Source organism: Rhodoferax sp., from assembly GCF_028689305.1.
Classification (GTDB): domain Bacteria; phylum Pseudomonadota; class Gammaproteobacteria; order Burkholderiales; family Burkholderiaceae_C; genus Rhodoferax.
On sequence record NZ_JAQTWM010000007.1, the window covers coordinates 30643 to 51062 of the forward strand.

Annotated in this window: 18 protein-coding genes; 12 read left to right on the forward strand and 6 right to left on the reverse strand. The window is 61.1% G+C overall.

Going from position 1 to position 20420, the window contains the following annotated elements; translation table 11 throughout:
• Positions 1-80: 80 nt before the first annotated feature.
• On the reverse strand, positions 81-1553 hold the full coding sequence (locus PHW99_RS02770; protein WP_300173585.1) for a PLP-dependent aminotransferase family protein: 1473 nt from the start codon (positions 1551-1553) through the stop codon (positions 81-83).
• Between the two features lie 147 nt (positions 1554-1700).
• Between PHW99_RS02770 and PHW99_RS02775 the strand changes: the two genes are divergently transcribed.
• From PHW99_RS02775 to PHW99_RS02805, 7 genes are all read left to right on the forward strand, one after another.
• The gene (locus tag PHW99_RS02775) at positions 1701-2792 is read left to right on the forward strand and encodes an extracellular solute-binding protein (RefSeq protein WP_300173587.1); all 1092 of its coding nucleotides are present in this window, start codon (positions 1701-1703) and stop codon (positions 2790-2792) included.
• A gap of 7 nt (positions 2793-2799) precedes the next feature.
• Entirely contained in the window at positions 2800-3882 is a 1083-nt protein-coding gene (locus tag PHW99_RS02780) for an ABC transporter ATP-binding protein (RefSeq protein WP_300173589.1), read from the forward strand.
• Entirely contained in the window at positions 3879-4763 is an 885-nt protein-coding gene (locus PHW99_RS02785; RefSeq protein ID WP_300173591.1) for an ABC transporter permease, read from the forward strand. The genes PHW99_RS02780 and PHW99_RS02785 overlap by 4 nt, the downstream gene beginning before the upstream one ends.
• Positions 4760-5575 carry an ABC transporter permease gene (locus PHW99_RS02790; RefSeq protein WP_300173593.1) on the forward strand — a complete coding sequence of 272 codons (816 nt, stop codon included), beginning with the start codon at positions 4760-4762 and terminating at the stop codon, positions 5573-5575. The genes PHW99_RS02785 and PHW99_RS02790 overlap by 4 nt, the downstream gene beginning before the upstream one ends.
• Before the next feature lie 28 nt (positions 5576-5603).
• Positions 5604-6509: a hypothetical protein gene (locus PHW99_RS02795; protein ID WP_300173595.1), complete on the forward strand. Its 906-nt coding sequence runs from the start codon at positions 5604-5606 to the stop codon at positions 6507-6509.
• 32 nt (positions 6510-6541) lie between these two features.
• Positions 6542-7414: a DUF6544 family protein gene (locus PHW99_RS02800; RefSeq protein ID WP_300173597.1), complete on the forward strand. Its 873-nt coding sequence runs from the start codon at positions 6542-6544 to the stop codon at positions 7412-7414.
• Positions 7415-7820: 406 nt separating this feature from the next.
• Positions 7821-9098, forward strand: coding sequence for an amidohydrolase family protein (locus tag PHW99_RS02805; protein WP_300173599.1), 1278 nt, complete (start codon positions 7821-7823; stop codon positions 9096-9098).
• Positions 9099-9107: 9 nt separating this feature from the next.
• Here the strand turns inward: PHW99_RS02805 and PHW99_RS02810 are convergent, their stop codons facing one another.
• Complete coding sequence (locus tag PHW99_RS02810; protein WP_300173601.1) at positions 9108-9602, reverse strand: hemerythrin domain-containing protein; 495 nt, start codon at positions 9600-9602, stop codon at positions 9108-9110.
• A 224-nt stretch (positions 9603-9826) separates the two neighbouring features.
• Between PHW99_RS02810 and PHW99_RS02815 the strand changes: the two genes are divergently transcribed.
• From PHW99_RS02815 to PHW99_RS02830, 4 genes are read left to right on the forward strand one after another with little or no spacing between them, the layout of a single operon-like run.
• Entirely contained in the window at positions 9827-11671 is a 1845-nt protein-coding gene (locus PHW99_RS02815) for an FAD-dependent oxidoreductase (RefSeq protein WP_300173603.1), read from the forward strand.
• On the forward strand, positions 11668-13518 hold the full coding sequence (locus PHW99_RS02820; RefSeq protein ID WP_300173605.1) for a 2-oxoacid:acceptor oxidoreductase subunit alpha: 1851 nt from the start codon (positions 11668-11670) through the stop codon (positions 13516-13518). The genes PHW99_RS02815 and PHW99_RS02820 overlap by 4 nt, the downstream gene beginning before the upstream one ends.
• Positions 13515-14570, forward strand: coding sequence for a 2-oxoacid:ferredoxin oxidoreductase subunit beta (locus PHW99_RS02825; protein WP_300173607.1), 1056 nt, complete (start codon positions 13515-13517; stop codon positions 14568-14570). Before PHW99_RS02820 ends, PHW99_RS02825 begins: the two co-directional genes overlap by 4 nt.
• 46 nt (positions 14571-14616) lie before the next feature.
• Positions 14617-15060: a CBS domain-containing protein gene (locus PHW99_RS02830; protein ID WP_300173609.1), complete on the forward strand. Its 444-nt coding sequence runs from the start codon at positions 14617-14619 to the stop codon at positions 15058-15060.
• A gap of 22 nt (positions 15061-15082) precedes the next feature.
• Here the strand turns inward: PHW99_RS02830 and PHW99_RS02835 are convergent, their stop codons facing one another.
• From PHW99_RS02835 to PHW99_RS02850, 4 genes are all read right to left on the reverse strand, one after another.
• Positions 15083-15478, reverse strand: coding sequence for a thioredoxin family protein (locus PHW99_RS02835; protein ID WP_300173611.1), 396 nt, complete (start codon positions 15476-15478; stop codon positions 15083-15085).
• Complete coding sequence (locus tag PHW99_RS02840; RefSeq protein ID WP_300173613.1) at positions 15468-16577, reverse strand: ATP-dependent 6-phosphofructokinase; 1110 nt, start codon at positions 16575-16577, stop codon at positions 15468-15470. The genes PHW99_RS02835 and PHW99_RS02840 overlap by 11 nt, the downstream gene beginning before the upstream one ends.
• A gap of 63 nt (positions 16578-16640) precedes the next feature.
• The gene (locus tag PHW99_RS02845; protein ID WP_300173615.1) at positions 16641-17264 is read right to left on the reverse strand and encodes a response regulator; all 624 of its coding nucleotides are present in this window, start codon (positions 17262-17264) and stop codon (positions 16641-16643) included.
• On the reverse strand, positions 17261-19324 hold the full coding sequence (locus PHW99_RS02850) for an ATP-binding protein (protein ID WP_300173617.1): 2064 nt from the start codon (positions 19322-19324) through the stop codon (positions 17261-17263). Before PHW99_RS02850 ends, PHW99_RS02845 begins: the two co-directional genes overlap by 4 nt.
• 34 nt (positions 19325-19358) lie before the next feature.
• Between PHW99_RS02850 and PHW99_RS02855 the strand changes: the two genes are divergently transcribed.
• The gene (locus tag PHW99_RS02855) at positions 19359-20387 is read left to right on the forward strand and encodes a DctP family TRAP transporter solute-binding subunit (protein WP_300173619.1); all 1029 of its coding nucleotides are present in this window, start codon (positions 19359-19361) and stop codon (positions 20385-20387) included.
• Positions 20388-20420 lie beyond the last annotated feature (33 nt).

A 20420-nucleotide genomic window follows, 5' to 3' on the forward strand; every position in this document is an offset into this window, starting at 1 on the left:
TCCGACCACGTGTTGCATCCGCCTCGGTGATTCAAAAAATGGATGCCTGAGAGGCATGTAGCCAGTCTCTCCGAATGGGTTCAACCACCGTAACGTGCAAGCGCTGCAGTCATGGCCTTGGCAAGGGTGGGGCCGTGCTGTTCAATATCAGCGAAAGGTGCATACCCATAACCGATGACAATACCCCTGATATCGGTACGCCGGATGCAATAGGCGGACAGCGGTCGCACGGTCAAACCCATGGCACCGATACGCTGGGCCAGCGCCTTGTCGTCCAGCGTATCAGGCAGGTTCACGCACAGGTGCAGGCCCTGCTCGGCGCCACTGATCTGTGCACTTGATCCCAGACAGGGCCTGAGAGATTCCAGCAGGCAACGGCGGCGTTCGGCATAGGTTTGGCGGGCATTGCGCAATGCGGTCGCGAAGTGTCCCATCTCGATGAACTCTGCCAAAGCGGCCTGCAGCGGAATTTGACCGGGTCGGTTGAGGTCATAGTGAGCCTGCTTGAGCGGTGCCGCCAGTCGTTTGGGGACGACCAGGTAGCCTAGCTTGAGTCCCGGGTAGAGCACCTTTGAAAATGAACCCATGTAAAGCACGCGCTCGTCCGAGTCGAGTCCCGCCAGAGAGGCAATGGGGGGGCCACTGAAACGGAATTCGCTGTCGTAGTCGTCTTCCAGAATCCATGCCTTGTGGTGCCTTGCGGCAGCCAGAATGGCATGTCGGCGCCTCAGGGACATCACCGTGCCAGTGGGGTACTGATGCGATGGTGTGACGTAGATCAGGCGTGGTGGCGTCGCCTCGTCGGCTTCCTGTGGCGCAATACCCTGCTGGTCCACCGCCACTGGATGGAGGCGCAATCCGGTGGCCATGAAAGCTTTGACGGCGCCCCAGTAAGCCGGGTCTTCAAGCCAGACGGTGTCGTTGAAGTCAGCTAGCAGTTGTGAGCACAGTTCAAGCGATTGCTGGGTCCCCGTTGTGATGATCACTTGCTCGGTATCCACCGGCATGTTCCGGAAAACCCTCAAGTAGTCAGACACAGCCTTGCGCAAAGGTGCATAGCCGCCTGAATAGCTGTAGTCCAGCATGTCGGGGTAGGCCATGCGCCAATGCTTGTGTTGCAGGCGTTGCCACAAGGCCATGGGGAAGGCGGTGAAGTCGACGATGCCTGGCGTGAATGGATAAATCTCTAGCTGGGCCGCGCAAAAATGGGTCAATAGTGCTTCACCACGTGAGGACAACTTGGCACCCTGGTCTGCCAGCACGGGTTTGCGGCGCGTGTGTTTTGCAGGTGCACGGTCTGTCACAAACGTGCCTTGACCCACGTGGCTTGCCAGGTAGCCTTCGATGACCAGCTGGTTCAGCGCGGCAATGACCGTATTGCGCGACAGGTGCAGGTCCTGTGCCAAGTCCCGGCTGGACGGCAGACGATGGCCGCTCGTGAGCTTGCCCCCCAGGACTGCACTGCGCAGCGCTTCGTAAAGCTGCCGATGCAGGGGCAGTTTGCCCAGCAAGGCCAGACGGTTGATCTCGGCAGACAGGTATTCAGTGAGCATGGGTAGGAAGGTTCCCTGGACGATCTGGCGAGAGTAGGCAGACGGGTTTTGTCACACAAAATTGGTACTATGTTTTTTTGTGGATTGGTTCCATTATGAGTCAGCCGGAGAGAGAACAATGAAACGCATAACAACTTGGAGACAGTCATGAATCTGAAATTCAATCATCAGGCTGCGGCCTTTCATCAACTGAAAAGCCGCCTTCGCAGAGTTGTGGTGACGGGATTGGCCGTTGCCTGTCTGCCCGCCATGGCTTTGGCCCAATCCAAACAATTGTTCATCTACAGCTGGGCCAACTATGTTCCGCCGAACATGCTCAAGCGCTTTGAAGCTGAGACCGGCATCAAGGTCAGCGTTGATGCCTATGACAGCAACGATGCCATGCTGGCCAAGCTGCAGGCCGGTGGTGGTGGTTATGACATCGTGGTTCCCAGCAATTCGGTGTTGGGCAGCATGATCAAGTCTGGTTTGCTGCAGAAGGTGGATGCCTCCAAGATGCCGAACTTCAAGAACGTGATGGCACCGCATGACCATCCGGCAACCGACCCGGGTAGGGATTATTCGGTACCCTACCTGTGGGGTTCAACCGGCTTCACTTACGACTCTTCCAAAGTGCCTGGAGGCAAGCTTAACGAAAGCTGGAAGGAATTTTTCGAGCCACGTCCTGAAGTCGCTGGCAAGATTGCAGCGCTCAATGACCAAGGCGAAATGTACACGGCTGCAGCCCATTACCTTGGCATCGATACCTGTACCGAAAACTCTGCCGACGCGCAGCGTATTCTGGATCTGTTGGAAAAGCAGAAGGCCAGTGTGAAGATTTATTCTTCTACCGGAACCATTGGCCGGATGGCTGCCAGCGAGGTCACGATGCACCAGCAATGGAATGGCGCTTCTTACAAATCGCATCTCAAGTTGCCGACGGCAGTATTTGTCTATCCGATTGAGGGCATGAACCTGTGGGGTGACAATTTTGCGGTGCCCAAAGGCGCACCGAACCCTGACAGCGCCAAGACTTTCCTGAACTGGATGATGGACCCCAAGAACGCGGCCGAGGCGTCGAATTTTGGTGGGTATAACAATGCCATCAAGGGATCGGAAGCCTTTATGAGTGCCGAGTTGCGCAACAGTCCCGCTATCAACCCACCAGAGGCGCTGAAGAGTCGCTTCCGTCCGGTGAAGGACTGTTCTGTCAAGGCGCGCGAGTTGCGCGATGGTGTCTGGACACGACTGCGCCGCTGATGTTCCGATGACTGAAACTGCTTTTGCCGTTGCCGGGGTCTACAAAACCTACCCCGGCGCCAGTCATCCGGCGCTGGCTGGCGTGTCGCTGGATATTCTCAAGAACGAATTTTTTACCTTGCTAGGGCCTTCGGGTTGTGGCAAGACCACCTTATTGCGCATGATTGCGGGGTTTGAGCATCCAGATCAGGGCAGTATTGAACTCGACGGTGTTGTGATGGGGCATACACCACCAAACCATCGTCCTGTCAACACGGTGTTCCAAAGTTATGCCCTGTTTCCGCACATGAGTGTGGCACAGAACATCGGTTTTGCTCTGGAGATGCAGGGTCGTCCGCGCGATGCCATTCGCGCCAGGGTGGCGGAGATGATCCGGCTGCTGCGCCTGGAGGGGTTGGGTGACCGTCGTCCTACCCAGCTTTCTGGGGGGCAACAACAGCGGGTGGCGTTGGGACGGGCCTTGGCGCCTGAGCCCAAAGTGCTGTTGCTCGATGAACCGCTTTCTGCGCTGGACCTCAAGTTGCGCAAGGAAATGCAGGTGGAACTCAAGCGTCTTCAATTGGCGACGGGTATCACGTTTGTCTTTGTGACTCACGATCAGGAAGAGGCGCTCCGGATGTCTGACCGCATAGCGGTCATGAGCAACGGTAAGGTCATGCAGGTCGGGCGTTCGGCAGATATCTACGAGCGCCCGGCCAATCTGTTTGTAGCGGAGTTCATTGGGGATGCCAATTTTCTGCCAGCGATCTGCGTGGAGAGAAATGGTGCTGGCGGCCGTTTCAGGCTCAGTTGCGCTGCAGATGATGTTCACATCGCGGTCAACGATGCCAATGGCCTTGCAGCGGGTGCTAAAGCCACGCTGGTGGTACGTCCTGAGCGCGTCAAACTGGTGCCGCCAGAGCCGGGTCTGTTGCGTGGTGAAGTGCCTGAAACCATCTACAGCGGCAGTGACCTGATGCTGCATGCCAGGTTGACTGATGGAACACTGTTGCGTGCACGCCTGTCTGGTGCTGTGGATGCCACTGCCTTGCTGGGTGGCAGTACCGGTTTTGCCATAGCCGGTGAGGCTGTTCGGGTGTTTGCGGCATGAACTCGACGCGTGTTGGTAACTTGGCTCTGAGCGGCCCGGCGGTGTTGTTTCTCACCGTTTTCATGATCGTGCCACTGCTGTTGATGCTTTATGTCTCGACGCTGGAGCGCGCGCCCTTTGGCGGCGTGGTGTGGGACAGTCACACCGGTGTGGCCTATGAAAAGCTGTTGTTTGAGAGAGATCTGGCAGGCCGTCTTTCCTTTAACAGCGACTACATTGCGATCTTCGCCAGGTCATTCCGTCTGGCGGCCATCACCACGGTGTTGACCTTGGCGGTCAGTTTGCCCACAGCGCTTTACATGACTACGCTGTCGCGACGTCGTGCGGCCTATATCCTGTTTTTGGTCACCATCCCGTTTTGGACCAATTTGCTGGTGCGAAATTTCGCCTGGATCCTGATTCTGAGAAACGGCGGCACCCTGGATCAGGCTCTGCAATGGTTGGGCTTCACGAAGGACTCGCTGGATATTCTCTACACACCACTGGCCACAGGCATCGGTCTGACGTACTCCTTTCTTCCCTTCATGATCCTGCCAACTTATGTGGCGCTGGAACGGGTGGACAAGCGCCTGATTGAGGCTGCATTTGATCTGGGGGCGGACCGATTGCGGGTGTTGACACGCATTGTGTTGCCTTTGGCCATGCCGGGCATTCTTGCGGGGGCTGTCCTGGTCTTTGTTCCCTGTCTGGGTGCCTATGTCAGCCCCGAATTGCTGGGTGGCGGCAAGTCGCTGATGATTGGCAATCTGGTTCAGGCCCAGTTTGGCTCATCCCGAAACTGGCCTTTTGGAGCGGCACTGGCGCTGGTGCTGGTGGCGGTTCTGTTGCTGACATTGGTGCTGTCGCATTGGGTCAAGCGCCGTGTGGAGCGGCCGATATGATGCGGGAACCCAATCTCCTGGCCAGCCGCGGTCATGCCATGATTGCCGTAGCCGCACTGATTTTTCTCTATATTCCCATCTTTACACTGGTGGCGCTGTCATTCAACGCCAATGACCTGACCACCATCTGGTCAGGTTTGAGCATCAAGTGGTATGTGGCGGTGCTCGACAATGGTGACATCCTGCAAGCCGCGAAGAATTCGCTGATTGTGGCCAGTATTGCCACGACGCTGGCGACGGCAGCGGCAACGGCCACTGCGTTGGGCGTGGTTCGTGCGGGAACGGTGCACCGCGGTGTTGTAGAAGGGCTGCTGAGCCTGCCCTTGCTGGTGCCGGAAATTGTCACGGCGGTGGCGTTGCTCATGCTGTTTGTTCTTGGCGGCGTGCCATTAGGTCTGGTTTCGGTGATTCTGGCCCACACGGTTTTTTGCATACCGTTCGCTTACTACCCAATTCGGTCACGCCTGGCGGGACTTGATCCAGCCCTGATTGAGGCTGCAGCAGATTTGTATGCACCCCCCTGGAAACGGTTCACACGAGTGGAGTTGCCGCTGCTGAGCCCAGGAATTTTTGCTGGTGCACTGCTAGCCTTCATCAGTTCGCTAGGTGACTTTGTCATTACCTATTTTGTGGCGGGCCCGGGTGCCACGACGCTGCCAGTCTATATTTTCGGAATGATCCGCACCGGAATCACCCCCGAGGTGAATGCTCTGTCGGCCATTTTTTTGCTGGTATCGATGGTGGTGATCACGACGGCTTTTTGGGTCACCCAGCGCCTGGGCGAGTCAGGCTCGAAAGCCGAGGTGTCATGAAAAGTACTGGACGAAGGGCTTGTTGGACATGAATGTTTATTTCAGCCCGGCGTATGCTGGCGCCGGTTATGCATTTGAAACCACCCGTAAATCACAATGGGTTGCCGATGCATTGCACGTGGATCCGATCGCCAACCTCCAACTGATCACGCCGCAGCCGCTGATTTGGGAGCAACTCACCCGGGTGCATGACCCGGCCTATGCACGTGCGGTGCAAACCGGGAGTCCGCGTGAACTCGCCCAGTCCCAGGGCTTCACCTGGGACCCGGGTCTGTGGCCCATGGTACTGGCCTCCAACGGGGGGACTGTCTCGGCAGCGCTGGATGCCTTGCAGCACGGGTTGGCAGGTTCTTTGTCCAGTGGATTGCATCACGCCAGGCGCGATACAGGTCGTGGATATTGCACGTTCAACGGTTTGGTCATTGCGGCTCAGGAAGCACTGGCAGCAGGTGCCGGGTCCGTGCTGATTCTGGACCTGGACGCCCATTGTGGTGGCGGTACGGCGTCGCTGATTGCACAGAGTCCCCGGATCTGGCAGCTGGACATCTCGGTGGATCCTTATGATCACTACGAGGGTAACGATCATGTCTGGCTGCGACTGGTCAAAGACAGCTGTGTTTATCTCACTGAAATTGAACACGGATTGGCGGATTTGGCGCGATCGGGCCCCAGGTTTGATGTGTGCCTGTACAACGCAGGCATGGACCCGTTCGAGGGATGTGCCGATGGTGCTCTGGCGGGGATCACACACGACATTCTGGCTGCCCGTGAACGATTGGTGTTCGATTGGTGTCGCCAACAAGGTATCCCGGTGGCCTTTTTCCTGGCTGGTGGTTATATGGGGGACGGACTGGACCGGCCGGGGCTGGTTGCGTTGCACCGCCTGACGTTGACGGCTGCTGCCCAAACTGGCCCAATCCGGCGTGGCGCCTGACACCACTGTCGTTCAAGCGTAAAGGAGAGCAAGTGACATGGTCTCTATGGTTCGGGCTGGTCCTGTGTCTGCTGGTCGTGTTCGCTGGCCTCGGGGCGTATGGGGCCAAACGGTGGGCTAACACCACACGGACGCTGACCGGTGCGCTGGACGCGGCCCGCATCGGTGACCAGGTCCAGCCGCTATCTCTGCGCCGCTACGACTCGCGCGAGCTTGACGGATTGCCGGCGCCAGTGCAACGCTACTTCCGCGCGGTGCTCAAAGAAGGCCAGCCCATTGTCGCTGCCGCCATGGTCGAGGCCACTGGCAGCTTCAACCTGTCTGCGACCGCCGAGCAATGGAAGCCGTTCACCTCAACGCAACGGATCGTCACCCAGCGCCCGGGTTTCCTGTGGAACGCCCGGGTCGTCGTGCTGCCGGGTTTGCCAGCGCTGGCGGTGGACAGTTACATCGCCGGTCGAGGCCTGCTGCAAGTGGCGATGCTGGGACTGTTCACTGTGGCGGATATGCGTGGTAGCGGTGATATTGCCCGTGGTCAGTTCATGCGTTTTTTTGCCGAAGCGGCGTGGTATCCAACTGCGCTGCTGCCCAGTCAGGGTGTGCAATGGCAGGCAGTGGATGACCATTCTGCCAATGCCACGCTGGTGGATGGTTCTCACACATTGACCCTGCTGTTCCGATTCAACGATGCCAGCCTGATCGACTCGGTCCGCGCCGAGGCCAGAGGTGCAGTGGTGGGTAAGGAAATCATCATGTTGCCGTGGGAGGGCAAGTGGTTCAATTACCAGACACGGGACGGCATGACCGTACCGTTCACCTGTGAGGTGGCATGGATGTGGCCTGACGGGCGCAAACCGTATTTCCGCGGGAGCGTGACTGCGTTGCGTTACGAGTACGCAGCCTGAAGCGGCCCGGGTGTGAATTTGTCAAATAAAAGCAGGTTCTAGCCCGCATATTATCGATGTTATATGCTATTAAATAGATAGCGTACCAGAATTCAAAACTTGATTCGGATCGACAGGCGGAGCAACTATGTCAGCATGCCCGCAACACCATCTGGTCCTTCCCTATCGAGATGTCAAATTTCAACAGGAACGACTGCCCCAGCAGCACTGCATTGGCGTCACCCATGAAGGTGACTGTCTGGCCGTTGGCGATATCAGTCCCTGTCTTCTGCTCCCGTGATACTGTCGGCTTCCTCGTGTTTGTGAATTGGGTTCTGATCGTGTTGTGCCGTGCCAAAATTCGCTCGACCCACCAAGCAAGTCATCAACGGCAGATACCAATCACTCGCTAGAAAAAGGCGTCACTATGCTCGACCTTCTCATCCACAATGCCACTTTGCCCGACGGGCGCAACGCCATGTCGGTCGCGGTGAGCGGCGGCAAAATCGTTGAAGTCGCACCCCAGCTGGAGGCACCGGCACACCAGCGCATCGACGCCCAAGGCCAGCTGCTTTGCCCGCCGTTTGTTGACCCACACTTTCACATGGATGCCACACTCAGCTACGGTCTGCCGCGGGTCAACCAGTCGGGCACGCTGCTGGAAGGCATTGCGCTGTGGGGTGAACTCAAACCCCTGTTGACCCAGGAGGCCCTGGTGGCGCGCGCTCTGGCCTACTGCGACTGGGCAGCGGCCAAGGGCCTGCTGGCGATCCGCACCCACGTGGACATCTGTGACCCGCGCCTGCTGGCGGTGGACGCGCTGTTGCAGGTCAAAAAGCAGGTGGCGCCATACATTGACCTGCAACTGGTGGCCTTTCCGCAGGACGGCGTGTTGCGCGCGCCCGGTGCGCTGACCAACTTGAAACGTGCGCTGGACAAAGGGGTCGATGTGGTCGGCGGCATCCCACATTTCGAACGTACCATGGCGGATGGTGCAGCCAGTGTCAAACTGCTGTGTGAACTGGCTGCCGAGCGTGGTCTGCGGGTCGACATGCATTGTGACGAGTCGGACGACCCGCTCTCGCGCCACGTTGAAACCCTGGCCTTCGAGACTCAGCGGCTCGGGTTACATGGCCGCGTGACCGGCTCGCACCTGACCTCGATGCACAGCATGGACAACTACTATGTGAGCAAGCTGATCGCCCTGATGGCAGAAGCGCAGTTGCACGCGGTGGCCAACCCGCTGATCAACATCACCCTGCAAGGCCGGCACGACACCTATCCCAAACGCCGGGGCTTGACCCGCGTGCCCGAGCTGCTGGCGGCGGGCATCAACGTGGCGTTTGGCCACGACTGCGTGATGGACCCGTGGTACAGCCTGGGCAGTGGCGACATGTTGGAGGTGGCGCACATGGGTCTGCACGTGGCGCAAATGACCAGTCAGGCCGCCATGCGCCAGTGTTTTGACGCGGTCACCGTCAACGCCGCCCGCGTCATGGGGCTGGAAAATTACGGGCTGGACGTAGGTTGCCACGCCGACTTCTGTCTGCTGCAAGCCCGTGACCCGGTCGAAGCCCTGCGCCTGCGCGCGACCAGGCTCAAGGTGTTCAGGCGCGGCCAGTTGTTGGCCGAGTCAGCATCGGCCGTCGCACAACTGCATGTGGCAGGCCGGCCGACCCAGACAGCCTGGATGTCAAACCGATAGCCTGGCTGATTACTGCGCCAGGCGTTTGGCGCGTCCGGCCAGCTCGGCTGCCAGTTGCTCCTTGGCATGCGGGTAAATCAGGGTTTCTTCCAGCGTGATGTGCTCGTTGCACAGGTTCACAAACACTTCGATGGTGTGGCGCAGTTCGGCCATGTCCACCCAGTCCTCACCTTGGGCAATGGCGCGCAGCATGGGAGACAGTTCCAGCCAGTTCTGTTCGATCCAGCCATGGTCCTGATGCAAGGTGTGGACAACCTGCACCAGTTCAGCGTCCTGGCTCAGCAGCAGCGGTGGAAACACGCTTTTTTCTTCTTCGGCGTGGTGTTGGCGCGCGGTGTGTGAAAAATACGCTTCAATCACGCGGACCTGTTTGCGGATCTGCTCGCTGTTGCTGTCGGTTTCCAGTTGTGGCAACAAAGCCGTCAGGTTTGCCAGGTACTGCAGTATTTGTTGATGGCAGGCATCCAGTGCCTTGAACCTGTCCGTGGATGAAACCATTTTCATAAACCCCTCCTGAATGGACGGCGTTCATTGTCGTGAAACCGATCCGCGTCAAATTGAGCTAAATCAAAAGCCACTCTGTTTCCAAAACGCCAAAAATGCTGATGTAAATCAATAAACCTGTAGTTTCGGGCAAATTCGAGTGGCTTAGAACCGTTGCCTTGGCGTAGGATGCGCAACAACCTGCGACGGGACCATTGACCCGAGGGCAGGGCAAGGAGACAACTTTGCAAGCTACCAACACCGCGAATCCGTCCTATTTCCACAAGGTCGTTGATTGCCAATGGGCCTGTCCGGCCCACACCCCCGTACCTGAATACATCCGGCTGATTGGCCAGGGGCGCTACAGCGACGCTTACATGATCAATTGGGTGTCTAACGTGTTTCCGGGTGTACTCGGGCGCACCTGTGACCGGCCCTGTGAACCCGCCTGTCGACGTGGCAGAGTCGAGGAGAACAACGGCGCCAAGCCCGAACCAGTGGCGATTTGCCGCCTCAAGCGCGTGGCCGCTGATCACAAGGATGACGTGACATCACGGATGCCCACGGTGGCCCCGCCCAATGGCAAACGCATTGCCTGTGTTGGGGCGGGTCCATCGTCACTGACGGTGGCGCGTGACCTCGCACCGCTGGGCTATGCCGTCACGGTGTTTGATGGTGAGGCCAAGGCGGGCGGCTTCATCCGTTCGCAGATTCCGCGCTTTCGGTTGCCGGAATCGGTGGTGGATGAAGAAACCGGCTACATCCTGAACCTCGGAGTGACATTCAAGAGTGGCCAGCGGGTGGACTCCATGCAGGCCTTGTTGGCGCAGGGTTATGACGCCGTGTTTGTTGGATGTGGTGCGCCGCGCGGGCGTGACCTGCAGGTGCCCGGCCGTCAGGAGGCCGCGGCCCAGATTCACATTGGTATTGACTGGCTGGCCTCGGTGTCGTTTGGCCACATCACCAGCATAGGTGAGCGGGTGATTGTGCTGGGTGGTGGCAACACCGCCATGGACTGCTGCCGCTCGGCCCGCCGCCTGGGTGGCAAGGACGTCAAGGTGATTGTGCGCAGCGGTTTTGAAGAAATGAAAGCCTCTCCCTGGGAGAAGGAAGACGCGCTGCACGAAGGCATTCCGATCCTCAACTTCCATGTGCCCAAGTCGTTTGAACATCAGAATGGCAAGCTCACCGGCATGACGTTTGAAATCGTACGGGCCGAATACGACGCCAGGGGCAAACGCAGCCTGGTGCCCACTGGTGAGCCCGATGTGCTGGTACCGTGTGACACCGTGCTGGTGGCGGTGGGCCAGGAAAACGCATTCCCATGGATCGAGCGCGACTGCGGTATCGCGTTTGACAAATGGGGTCTGCCGGTGCTGGGTGAAGGCACCTTCCAGTCCACCCTGCCCAAGGTCTTTTTTGGCGGTGACGCGGCTTATGGTCCGAAAAACATCATCACTGCCGTGGCGCAAGGCCATGAAGCGGCGGTGTCGATTGACCGCTTGCTCAACGGGGAAGACGTCAGCCGTCGTCCGGCAGCAGCGACCAATCTGTTGTCACAAAAGATGGGCATTCATGAGTGGAGCTACCGTAACGATGTCTCCAACGATCACCGCTTCAAGGTGCCGTGGGCCGCTGCTGAACAGGCACTGGCCAGCATCAAGATCGAGGTGGAGTTGGGTTTTGACGCGGCCACGGCTTTCAGGGAAGCCAGCCGCTGCCTCAACTGCGATGTCCAGACGGTGTTCAACCGCGACACTTGTATCGAGTGTGATGGCTGTGTGGACATCTGCCCGATGGACTGCATCACCTTCACCAGCAACGGTGAAGAAGCCGATTTGCGCACCCGTCTGAAGGCTCCGGCCACCCATACGGCGCAGGACCTCTATGTGTCGGCGGCCCTCAAGACCGGGCGCGTCATGGTCAAGGACGAAGATGTCTGCCTGCATTGCGGCCTGTGTGCCGAACGTTGCCCCACCGGGGCCTGGGACATGCAGAAGTTCCTGCTCAACACCACGCAGGCCGGGCCGCGCTGCCGCGACCCCAAACCGGCCGATTCGGCCCAAGTTGCTCACTCGGAGGCTGCATGAAGCGCATCGAAGCCATCAATGATTTTGTGATCAAGTTTGCCAACGTCAATGGCTCCGGTTCGGCCTCGGCCAACGAGTTGTTCGCCAAGGCGGTGATGCGCATGGGTGTGCCGGTGAGCCCGCGCAACATCTTCCCCAGCAACATCCAGGGCATGCCAACCTGGTACGAAGCCCGGGTGTGCGAGAAGGGTTACCACGGCCGCCGTGGTGGTGTGGACATGATGGTGGCCATGAACCCGCAGACCTGGGACGCCGATGTGGCCGAGATTGAGCCCGGTGGTTATCTGTTTTACGACAGCACACGCCCGATGCCGGCCAACAAGTTCCGTGACGATGTGCACATCATGGGGATGCCGCTGACCGACATCACCAACGCGGCCTATACCGATCCGCGTCAGCGCCAGCTGTTCAAGAACATCATTTATGTCGGCGCCCTGTCCGTGCTGCTGGATGTGGATGCTGACGTGTTCGAAAAGCTTTTTGCCGAACAATACAAAGGCAAGGAGCGGCTGCTGGACTCGAACGTGAAGGCGTTGCACCTTGGGCGCGACTACGTCAAGCAACACATGCAGGCCCCACTGGGCATCCGCGTGCGCCGCTCCGACAAGGTGGGCGACCAGATATTCACCGACGGCAACAGCGCCGCCGCATTGGGCCTGATCTACGGCGGCGCCACCGTGGCCGCGTGGTACCCGATCACGCCCTCGTCGTCCATCCCCGAGGCGTTCCAGAAATACTGCGACAAGTACCGCGTGGACCCGGCTACCGGCCGCCACAACTACGCCATCGTGCAGGCCGAAGACGAGTTGGCCTCCATCGGCATGGTGGTGGGTGCAGGCTGGAACGGCGCGCGCGCCTTCACGGCCACGTCCGGCCCCGGCGTGTCGCTCATGACCGAGTTTCTGGGGCTGGCGTACTTTGCCGAGATTCCGGTGACCATCGTCAACGTGCAGCGCGGCGGCCCCTCCACCGGCATGCCCACGCGCACGCAGCAGTCGGACCTGCTGTCCTGCGCCTACGCCTCGCACGGCGACACCAAACACGTGCTGCTTTTCCCGCAGGACCCGCACGAGTGCTTCACGCACTCCGCCGCGGCGCTGGACCTGGCCGACCGGCTGCAGACGCCCGTGTTCGTCATGACCGATCTGGACATCGGCATGAACCAGCGCCTGTGCAAGCCCTTCGTGTGGGACGACGCCCGCGCCTACGACCGCGGCAAGGTCATGACCGCCGAGGAACTGGAGGCGGGCAAGGACTTCGGTCGCTACAAGGACGTGGACGGCGACGGCATCCCCTGGCGCACGTTGCCCGGCACCCACCCCAGCAAGGGCGCCTACTTCACCCGCGGCACCACGCGCAACCCCTACGCCCAATACTCCGAGCGTGGCCCGGACTACATCTACAACATGGAACGGCTGCTGCGCAAGTTCAAGACCGCGGCCGATCTGGTGCCCCAACCGGTGCTGCGCCAGGCCCCGCAAAAGACCGCGCTGGGCGTGATCTACTTCGGCTCCACCACACCGGCCATGCGCGAGGCGCTGGACGTGCTGGAAGAGCAGGGTGTGCACGTCGATGCCCTGCGTCTGCAGGCCTTCCCGTTCCCGGAATCGGTGAACCGCTTCATTGCCGAGCACGACAAGGTGTTCGTGGTCGAGCAGAACCGCGACGCGCAGATGCGTTCCATGCTCGTCAACGAGCTGGAGGTGGATCCGGCGCGCTTGGTCAAGGTGCTGCACTACGACGGCACGCCCATCACTGCCCGCTTCATCATCCGTGCCATTCATGACAGCGTGTCACCCGCAGGCGCTGACGTCGCTCAAGCCCAGAAGCCCAAGGAGCTCGCATGACCTATATCGCCAAACCCCGGCTGCACCACCCCACGCTCACCAAGAACAAGGTTGGCTACACGCGCCGTGACTACGAGGGCCGCATCTCCACCCTGTGCGCCGGTTGCGGGCATGACTCCATCTCGGCGGCCATCATCCAGGCCTGCTGGGAGCTGGACATCGCGCCGCACCGCGTGGCCAAGCTCTCGGGGATCGGCTGCAGCTCCAAGACGCCGGACTACTTCCTGGGCGCTTCGCACGGCTTCAACACCGTGCACGGGCGCATGCCCTCGGTGCTGACCGGCGCCAACCTGGCCAACCGCGAGCTGCTGTACCTGGGCGTGTCCGGCGACGGCGACTCCGCCTCCATCGGCCTGGGGCAGTTTGCCAACGCCATGCGCCGCGGCGTGCGCATGGCCTACATCGTCGAGAACAACGGCGTCTATGGCCTGACCAAGGGCCAGTTCTCCGCCACCGCCGACCGCGGCTCCAAGAGCAAGAAGGGCGTGGTCAACAGCGACAGTCCGGTGGACCTGGTGGGCCTGGCGCTGCAACTCGGCGCCACCTACGTGGCGCGCAGCTTCTCCGGCGACAAGGCGCAACTCGTGCCCCTCATCAAGGGCGCCATGGCGCACGGCGGCGCGGCCTTCATCGACGTCATCAGCCCGTGCGTGACCTTCAACAACCACTCCGGCAGCACCAAGAGCTACGACTACGTGCGCCAGCACAACGATGCCGTGAGCCGCATCGACTTCATGCCCCTGCACAGCGAGATCACCACCGAGTACGCGCCGGGTGAGACGGTGCAGGTCGAACAGCACGACGGTTCGATCCTGAACCTGCACAAACTGCATACCGACTACGACCCGACCGACCGCTACGCTGCCATGAGTTATATGCAGCAGCACATGGCCCGCGGTGAGATCGTCACCGGTTTGCTGTATCTGGACCCGCTGTCCACCGATTTGCATACGGCACTCAATACCAGCGCGGTTCCGCTCAACACCCTGAATGCCACGCAGCTCTGCCCCGGTGCGGTGGCGCTGGCCAAGATCAATGCGGCGCTACGCTGAACGCAATATCTTCACTGTCCCTTGTTGATGCATCAGGAGTTTGACCATGACCGAACGCACCGTTTTCCAATCGATGGCCCAGCGCCATGTGGTCAGCGTGGGGCCTTCGGCCTCGGTGTATGACGCCGCTTGTGTGATGACGCGCGCCAATTGCGGCAGTGTGCTGGTGATTGATGCGGCCAGCACCTTGCTGGGCATCGTCACCGAGCGCGACCTCATGACCCGGGTGGTGGCCAAGGCGTTGGACCCGGCCAAGGCCCTGGTGTCGGACGTGATGACGCGGGGCCCGCGCTGCGTACCGCCCGAGACCAAGGTCGCCGATGCGGTGCTGATCATGATCGAGTGCGGCTTTCGACACCTGCCGGTCATTGCGGCAGACAGTGGCAAGATTCTGGGCGTCTTCTCGGTACGTGACGCCATGCCGCGCGAAGTGAACGCCGCCGTCAGTCTGGCCGAGTTTCACGAGCAGGTGAACGACGCCCTGGGTTGATGCGCGCCCCCGCGGCGGCCAATCAGTCGGCCTGGGCCGTGCCCGGGTAAGCTGCCCGGATCCGTGCCACCAGTGCCGTCACGTCGTGCTGGGTCAGGGCCGCCGCCGTGTCGTCTTGCAGTTTGATGCGGATCATGCGCTCCAGGGTCTCTGCCTGGGGTGTCAACGGGCCAAAAAAACGGGCCTGATCACCAGCAGCCAGCAGCAGCGTCGGAAAGTCTTCAACATCATCCAGCGGGTGCAGCAGGTCAGCTTCATCTTCCACATCGATCCAAAGAAACCGGGTCTGCGGCTGGCTGGCCTGCACCTGCACCCGCACCTGCTCGAAGTGGCTGCGGTAGTCGCGGCACACGCCGCACCACGCGGCGCACAGACAAACCACCAGCGGCGACGGTTGGGCGTGGGGGTCAGTCGCCAAAACAAATCCCCAGGTCACGTCCGGTTTGCACCGTGTCGCAGTCCAGCGGAACGGCCTTCATGCGACCCGCCACTTCGTCGAGCGACACGTAGTTCACCCCATGCAAGCCCAGCGCCACCATGATGCCGCTCTGGTTCTCGTTCAGAGCTCGCACTGCCGCCGCGCCAAAACGCAAGGCGGCCAGCCGGTCAAACGAGGTTGGGCTGCCGCCGCGCAGCAGGTGGCCCAGCACCACCACCCGCGCATCCTTGCCGGTGCTTTCAGCCAGATCGTGGGCCACACGTTCACCCAGACCACCCAGGCGCTCGGCGTGCCCGGCTTCAGCCGGCGCCAGCAGCTCGCGGTGGCCGTTCACCGGCATGGCGCCTTCGGCCACGACCACGATCGAGTATTGCTGCCCGTCCGCTTCACGGCAACGAAGATGTTCGGCGACCTTGTCCAGGTTGAAAGGAATTTCGGGGATCAAAATGGCGTGGGCTTCGCCGGCAATGCCGGTGTGCAGCGCAATCCAGCCGGCGTAACGCCCCATCACCTCCACCACCATCACGCGTTGGTGGCTGGCTGCGGTGCTGTGCAGCCGGTCCAGACAATCCGTGGCAAAACTCACGGCCGTGTCAAAACCAAAGGTGGTGAAGGTCTTGTCCAGGTCGTTGTCGATGGTCTTGGGCACGCCCACCACGCGCAGGCCTTTCTGGTGCAGGGCATGGGCGATGGTCAGCGAACCGTCGCCGCCAATCGACACCAGGGCATCAATTTCGTGCGTGGCAAAGTAGGCCAGGATTTCGTCCGAGCGGTCAATTTCGCGGGTGCTGCCGTCGGGCATGTTGACCGGAAAGTGCAGCGGGTTGCCCTTGTTGGTGGTGCCCAGCATGGTGCCACCGAGATGTCCGATGCCAAGCACGCGTTCACGTGTCAGACGCAGCACACCACCCTCTGGGTAACGCTCGGGAAACAGGATGCCGTTGAAGCCGTCGCGGATGCCATAACACTCCCAGCCCCGGTTCACTGCGGAGACCACCACCGACTGGATCACGGCATTCAGGCCCGGTGCATCACCCCCGCCGGTGTTGATGGCAATACGTTTGATGGGTTTGCTCATGCTGGTTTACTCCAAAATTGATAGCTAATAGCGCTTATTTCAAGCGGGCTAGAGGCCTATTTTTTACTTGATAGGGTGCAGTTGGCCAAGTTTGTGCGCCAGTTCGATCGCGCTGCTGACCCCCATTTTGTCAAAGATATTGGCGCGGTGAAATTCGACGGTGCGCGGGGTGATGCCCAGATGGTCGGCGATGGTTTTGTTGTAGTGGCCCTGAATCAGCTCATCCAGCACCTCGCGTTCACGCGGGCTCAGCGAGGCCAGCGCCTGGCGCAGGCGGCGTGCCTCGGTGTCGCCGTCCTGGGCGGCACTGGCGGCAGCCAGCGCCTGGGCCACCCGGTCCACCAGTTCATTGTCCTGGAACGGTTTTTCCAGAAAGTCCCAGGCGCCGTTCTTGACGGTGGCCACCGCCATGCTGACGTCACCGTGGCCGGTCAGGAACAACACCGGCCACGGGCAGCCCATGGCCTTGAGTTGCTCAAAGGTGGCCTGGCCCGACAGTGGTGCCATGCGCATGTCCATCAGCACCACGGCCGCGCCCCAATGGCTCCGATGTGTCTGGGCCGCAGCCAGAAACGTGGTCCCGCCATCCCAGGTGATGGGGGCGTAGCCGCGCGAGTTGAACAGCCAGGCCAGGCCGTCGCGGATATCCGGGTCGTCGTCCACAATGTGAATGCTGGGGCGGCTCATGTTGTCTCCAAGGGTGGGGCGGGGGGGGGCGCCAGCGGCAGCACCACGGTAAAGCGGGCGCCTCCCAGTACCGGGTCACGGCCAACGTCGATGCGGCCGTGATGGGCTTCCACAATCGAGCGACAAATGGCCAGCCCCATGCCCATGCCGCCTTCCTTGCGGCTGACAAAGGCATTGAAAATGGTGCCCGCTACTTCGTCATCCACCCCGGGGCCGGTGTCTGCGACCGACACAATGGCTTCCCCCCGGGTGGGATCCCGGCGCAAGTCCACCCACACCTGCGGGGTCTGGCTGCCGTGTCGGGCCCAGTCCTGCGCATTGCTCACCAGGTTGTTCACCAGATGTTCCAGCAGCAGCTCGTCGGCCTCGATCCAGATCGGTGTGGTGGGGGCAGCCCACTGGGGTGGGGTGTCGGATTGGTCAGCGGCGTTGGCCAGGACCCGGGTCATGAGCCCCACCAGGTCCAGCCGTTGGCGTGACAGTTCCCGCCGCCGGGCAAACGCGTTGACGCGCTTGATGATGCCGCCGGCCCGTTCGGCCAACCGGGCCATGCGTTCCACCACCGGCAGCAATTCGGGTAAGGTGATGTTGCCGTCGCGCAGCCGGTTGAGCAGGCCGTTGGCAAAACTGCTCAGCGCCCCCAGTGGCTGGTTCAACTCGTGTGACAGGGTGGAGGCCACTTCACCCACGGCCACCAGTCGGCCCGAGGCTTCCAGTTTTTCCTGCTGCTGGGCGGCCATGCGCTGGGCGCGCTTGCGTTCGCTGATGTCCAGCACCGAGCTCATCCAGCCGATCTGTTCACCGCTGGCGGTGTTCAGGGGTGCTTCGTGAATCAGCACGTCGACCAGATGGCCCTGGCGGTGTTGGAATTGCACCTCCACACCTTCGCCGCTGGTGCCCTGGCGCATCAGGTTGTCGTGCACCCGCTGCAAGGTGTCGACCTGATCCGCGGGCCAATAGGGAAACGGTGTGCGCAGGCCGACCAATTCGGTGGCGCGGTAACCGAGCATGCGGCAAAAAGCTTCGTTCACATACAGGATCTTGCCGCCCAGATCCCAGGCGCGCAAGCCGATGGTGACCGAGTTCTCCATGGCGCTGCGCAGGGCCACCTGGGTCTGCAGCAGGGCCTGGACTTGCTGGCGCTTGACAAAGTCGCGGCGCAAGGCAAACAGGGCCACCAGCATGCCCAACAAAAACAGCAGGGCTACCAGGAAGAAGATCCGTGGCACGGTGGCAGGCTGGGCGCGGGTCTGATCTACCTGGACAAACAGGTCGGTGCCCGGCAGGTTCAGGGCTACCCGGTAGGCGGTGTTGTCCGGTCCGTGCCCGGCTGCTGCGCCGGGAGTCGTCCGGGACTCGTCTGACAGCAGCCGCACGCTGTGGTCCTGTGAGAACCAGTCCGGCACCAGGGCGACCAGGGCGCGCTCCAGTGACACTGCCGCCAGATAGTTGCCGGCAAACTGGCCCCGGTCAAAAAACGGCACAGCCAGCCAGATCACATCGCTGGGGCTGCCGTCGGCGCGCAGCATCAGACCGGCGTAGGCAGCACGGCGCAGCCCCTGGGTGGTGGTTTGCATGATCTGCAGCGCCTGCGCGTTTTCCGGGTGGGCGGACTGGTCCGGGTGCCAACGTGGCGGCCCGGCCTGCTGATCACCCAGTCGGCCAGCTGCAATCCAGCCGCTGGACAGCAGCACGCCGGGTTCGCGCCACAACAGCCCGCCCTGCAAGGCCAGGCCAGGTGATGCGGGGTCAGCCGCGCGGCTGCCTTGCGCGATGGCCTGGCGTGCCAGCACCAGCAGGTCGTCTTCGAGCCGGCGGAAGTGAAATTGCACACTTTGTTCCAGCCACTGGGCGTCGGCGGCGCGCCGGCGTGCTGCCTCGTCGGCCTCGAAATTGTTCAGGTACACCAGCAGCGTGACCACGGCACCCACCAGCAGCACCAGCAGACCCAGCAGCCACAGCAAGGCGATGCGATTGCGCCCGGAATGGCGCGAGGCTGACTGTTGCAGCAGGGCAAAGTCAAGCGAATGGTCAGCGGCAGGGTGGTCGGTCGGTGGCATGGAACAGGCGTGGTGCCTGCGCATAATAGCCATCATGCCAAGGTCTGCCTACACCCACCTGCAACGCCGTCGCCATTGGCTCGGGGCGCTGGCCGCGTCCGCACTGGCCCCGGGGCTGACGCGTGGTGCCGACCAACCCGAGATCACGCTGCGGTTTTCGCATGTGGTGGCACAGGAGACGCCCAAGGGCCTGGCCGCTAGCCGGTTCAAGGCCTTGGTGGAGCAGCGCTCCGGCGGGCGCATCGCCGTGCAGGTTTTTCCCGATGGGCAGCTTTACGGTGATCGTGACGAAATGCAGGCACTGCAACTCGGGGCCATCGACCTGGTGGCGCCTTCATTGTCCAAGTTCGGCCGTATTGGGCTGCCGGAGTTTGAGCTGTTTGATCTGCCGTTTTTGTTCGATGACCTCAGTGATGTGCGCCGCATCACGCTGGGCCCGCTGGGCCAGCGCCTGTTCAGGGGGTTGCAGCGTCAGGGCCTGGTTGGCCTGGGTTATTTTGACAATGGTTTCAAGCAGATGAGTGCCAAACGGCCCCTGCTGGCGCCGGCTGACTTTGCCGGTCTGCGCATGCGGGTCCAGGCGTCCTGGGTGATTGCCGAACAAATGCGCGCGTTGGGCGCACGCCCGGTCACGCTGGCTTTCAGTGAAACCCGGCAGGCCCTGGCTGCCGGGGTGGTGGATGGCACCGAAAACCCGGTCTCCAATTTCTGGACCCAGGCCATGCACCAGGTGCAGAGTGATTTGAGCCTGACCAACCACGGTTACCTGGGTTATGCGGTGGTGACCAACCAACGTTTGTGGCAGCACCTGCGGGATGCTGATCGGCAACTGATCAACCAGGCCTTGCAGGAAGCGCTGAGTTATGCCAACCAGATTGCCGACAGGCAAAATGATCTGGCACTGGTGGCGCTGCGCCAGGCCAATACCACACGCATTCACAGCCTGTCGGAACCGCAACGCGCCCATCTGCGCCAGGCGGTGCAGCCAGTGCATCGGGCGCTGGCGGCCCGGATCGGCGCCAACTGGACGCAGGCCCTGCACGAGGCCATGAGTCAGGGTTAACCCTAGCTGTTGAACGCCACAGTTGTTCTACGC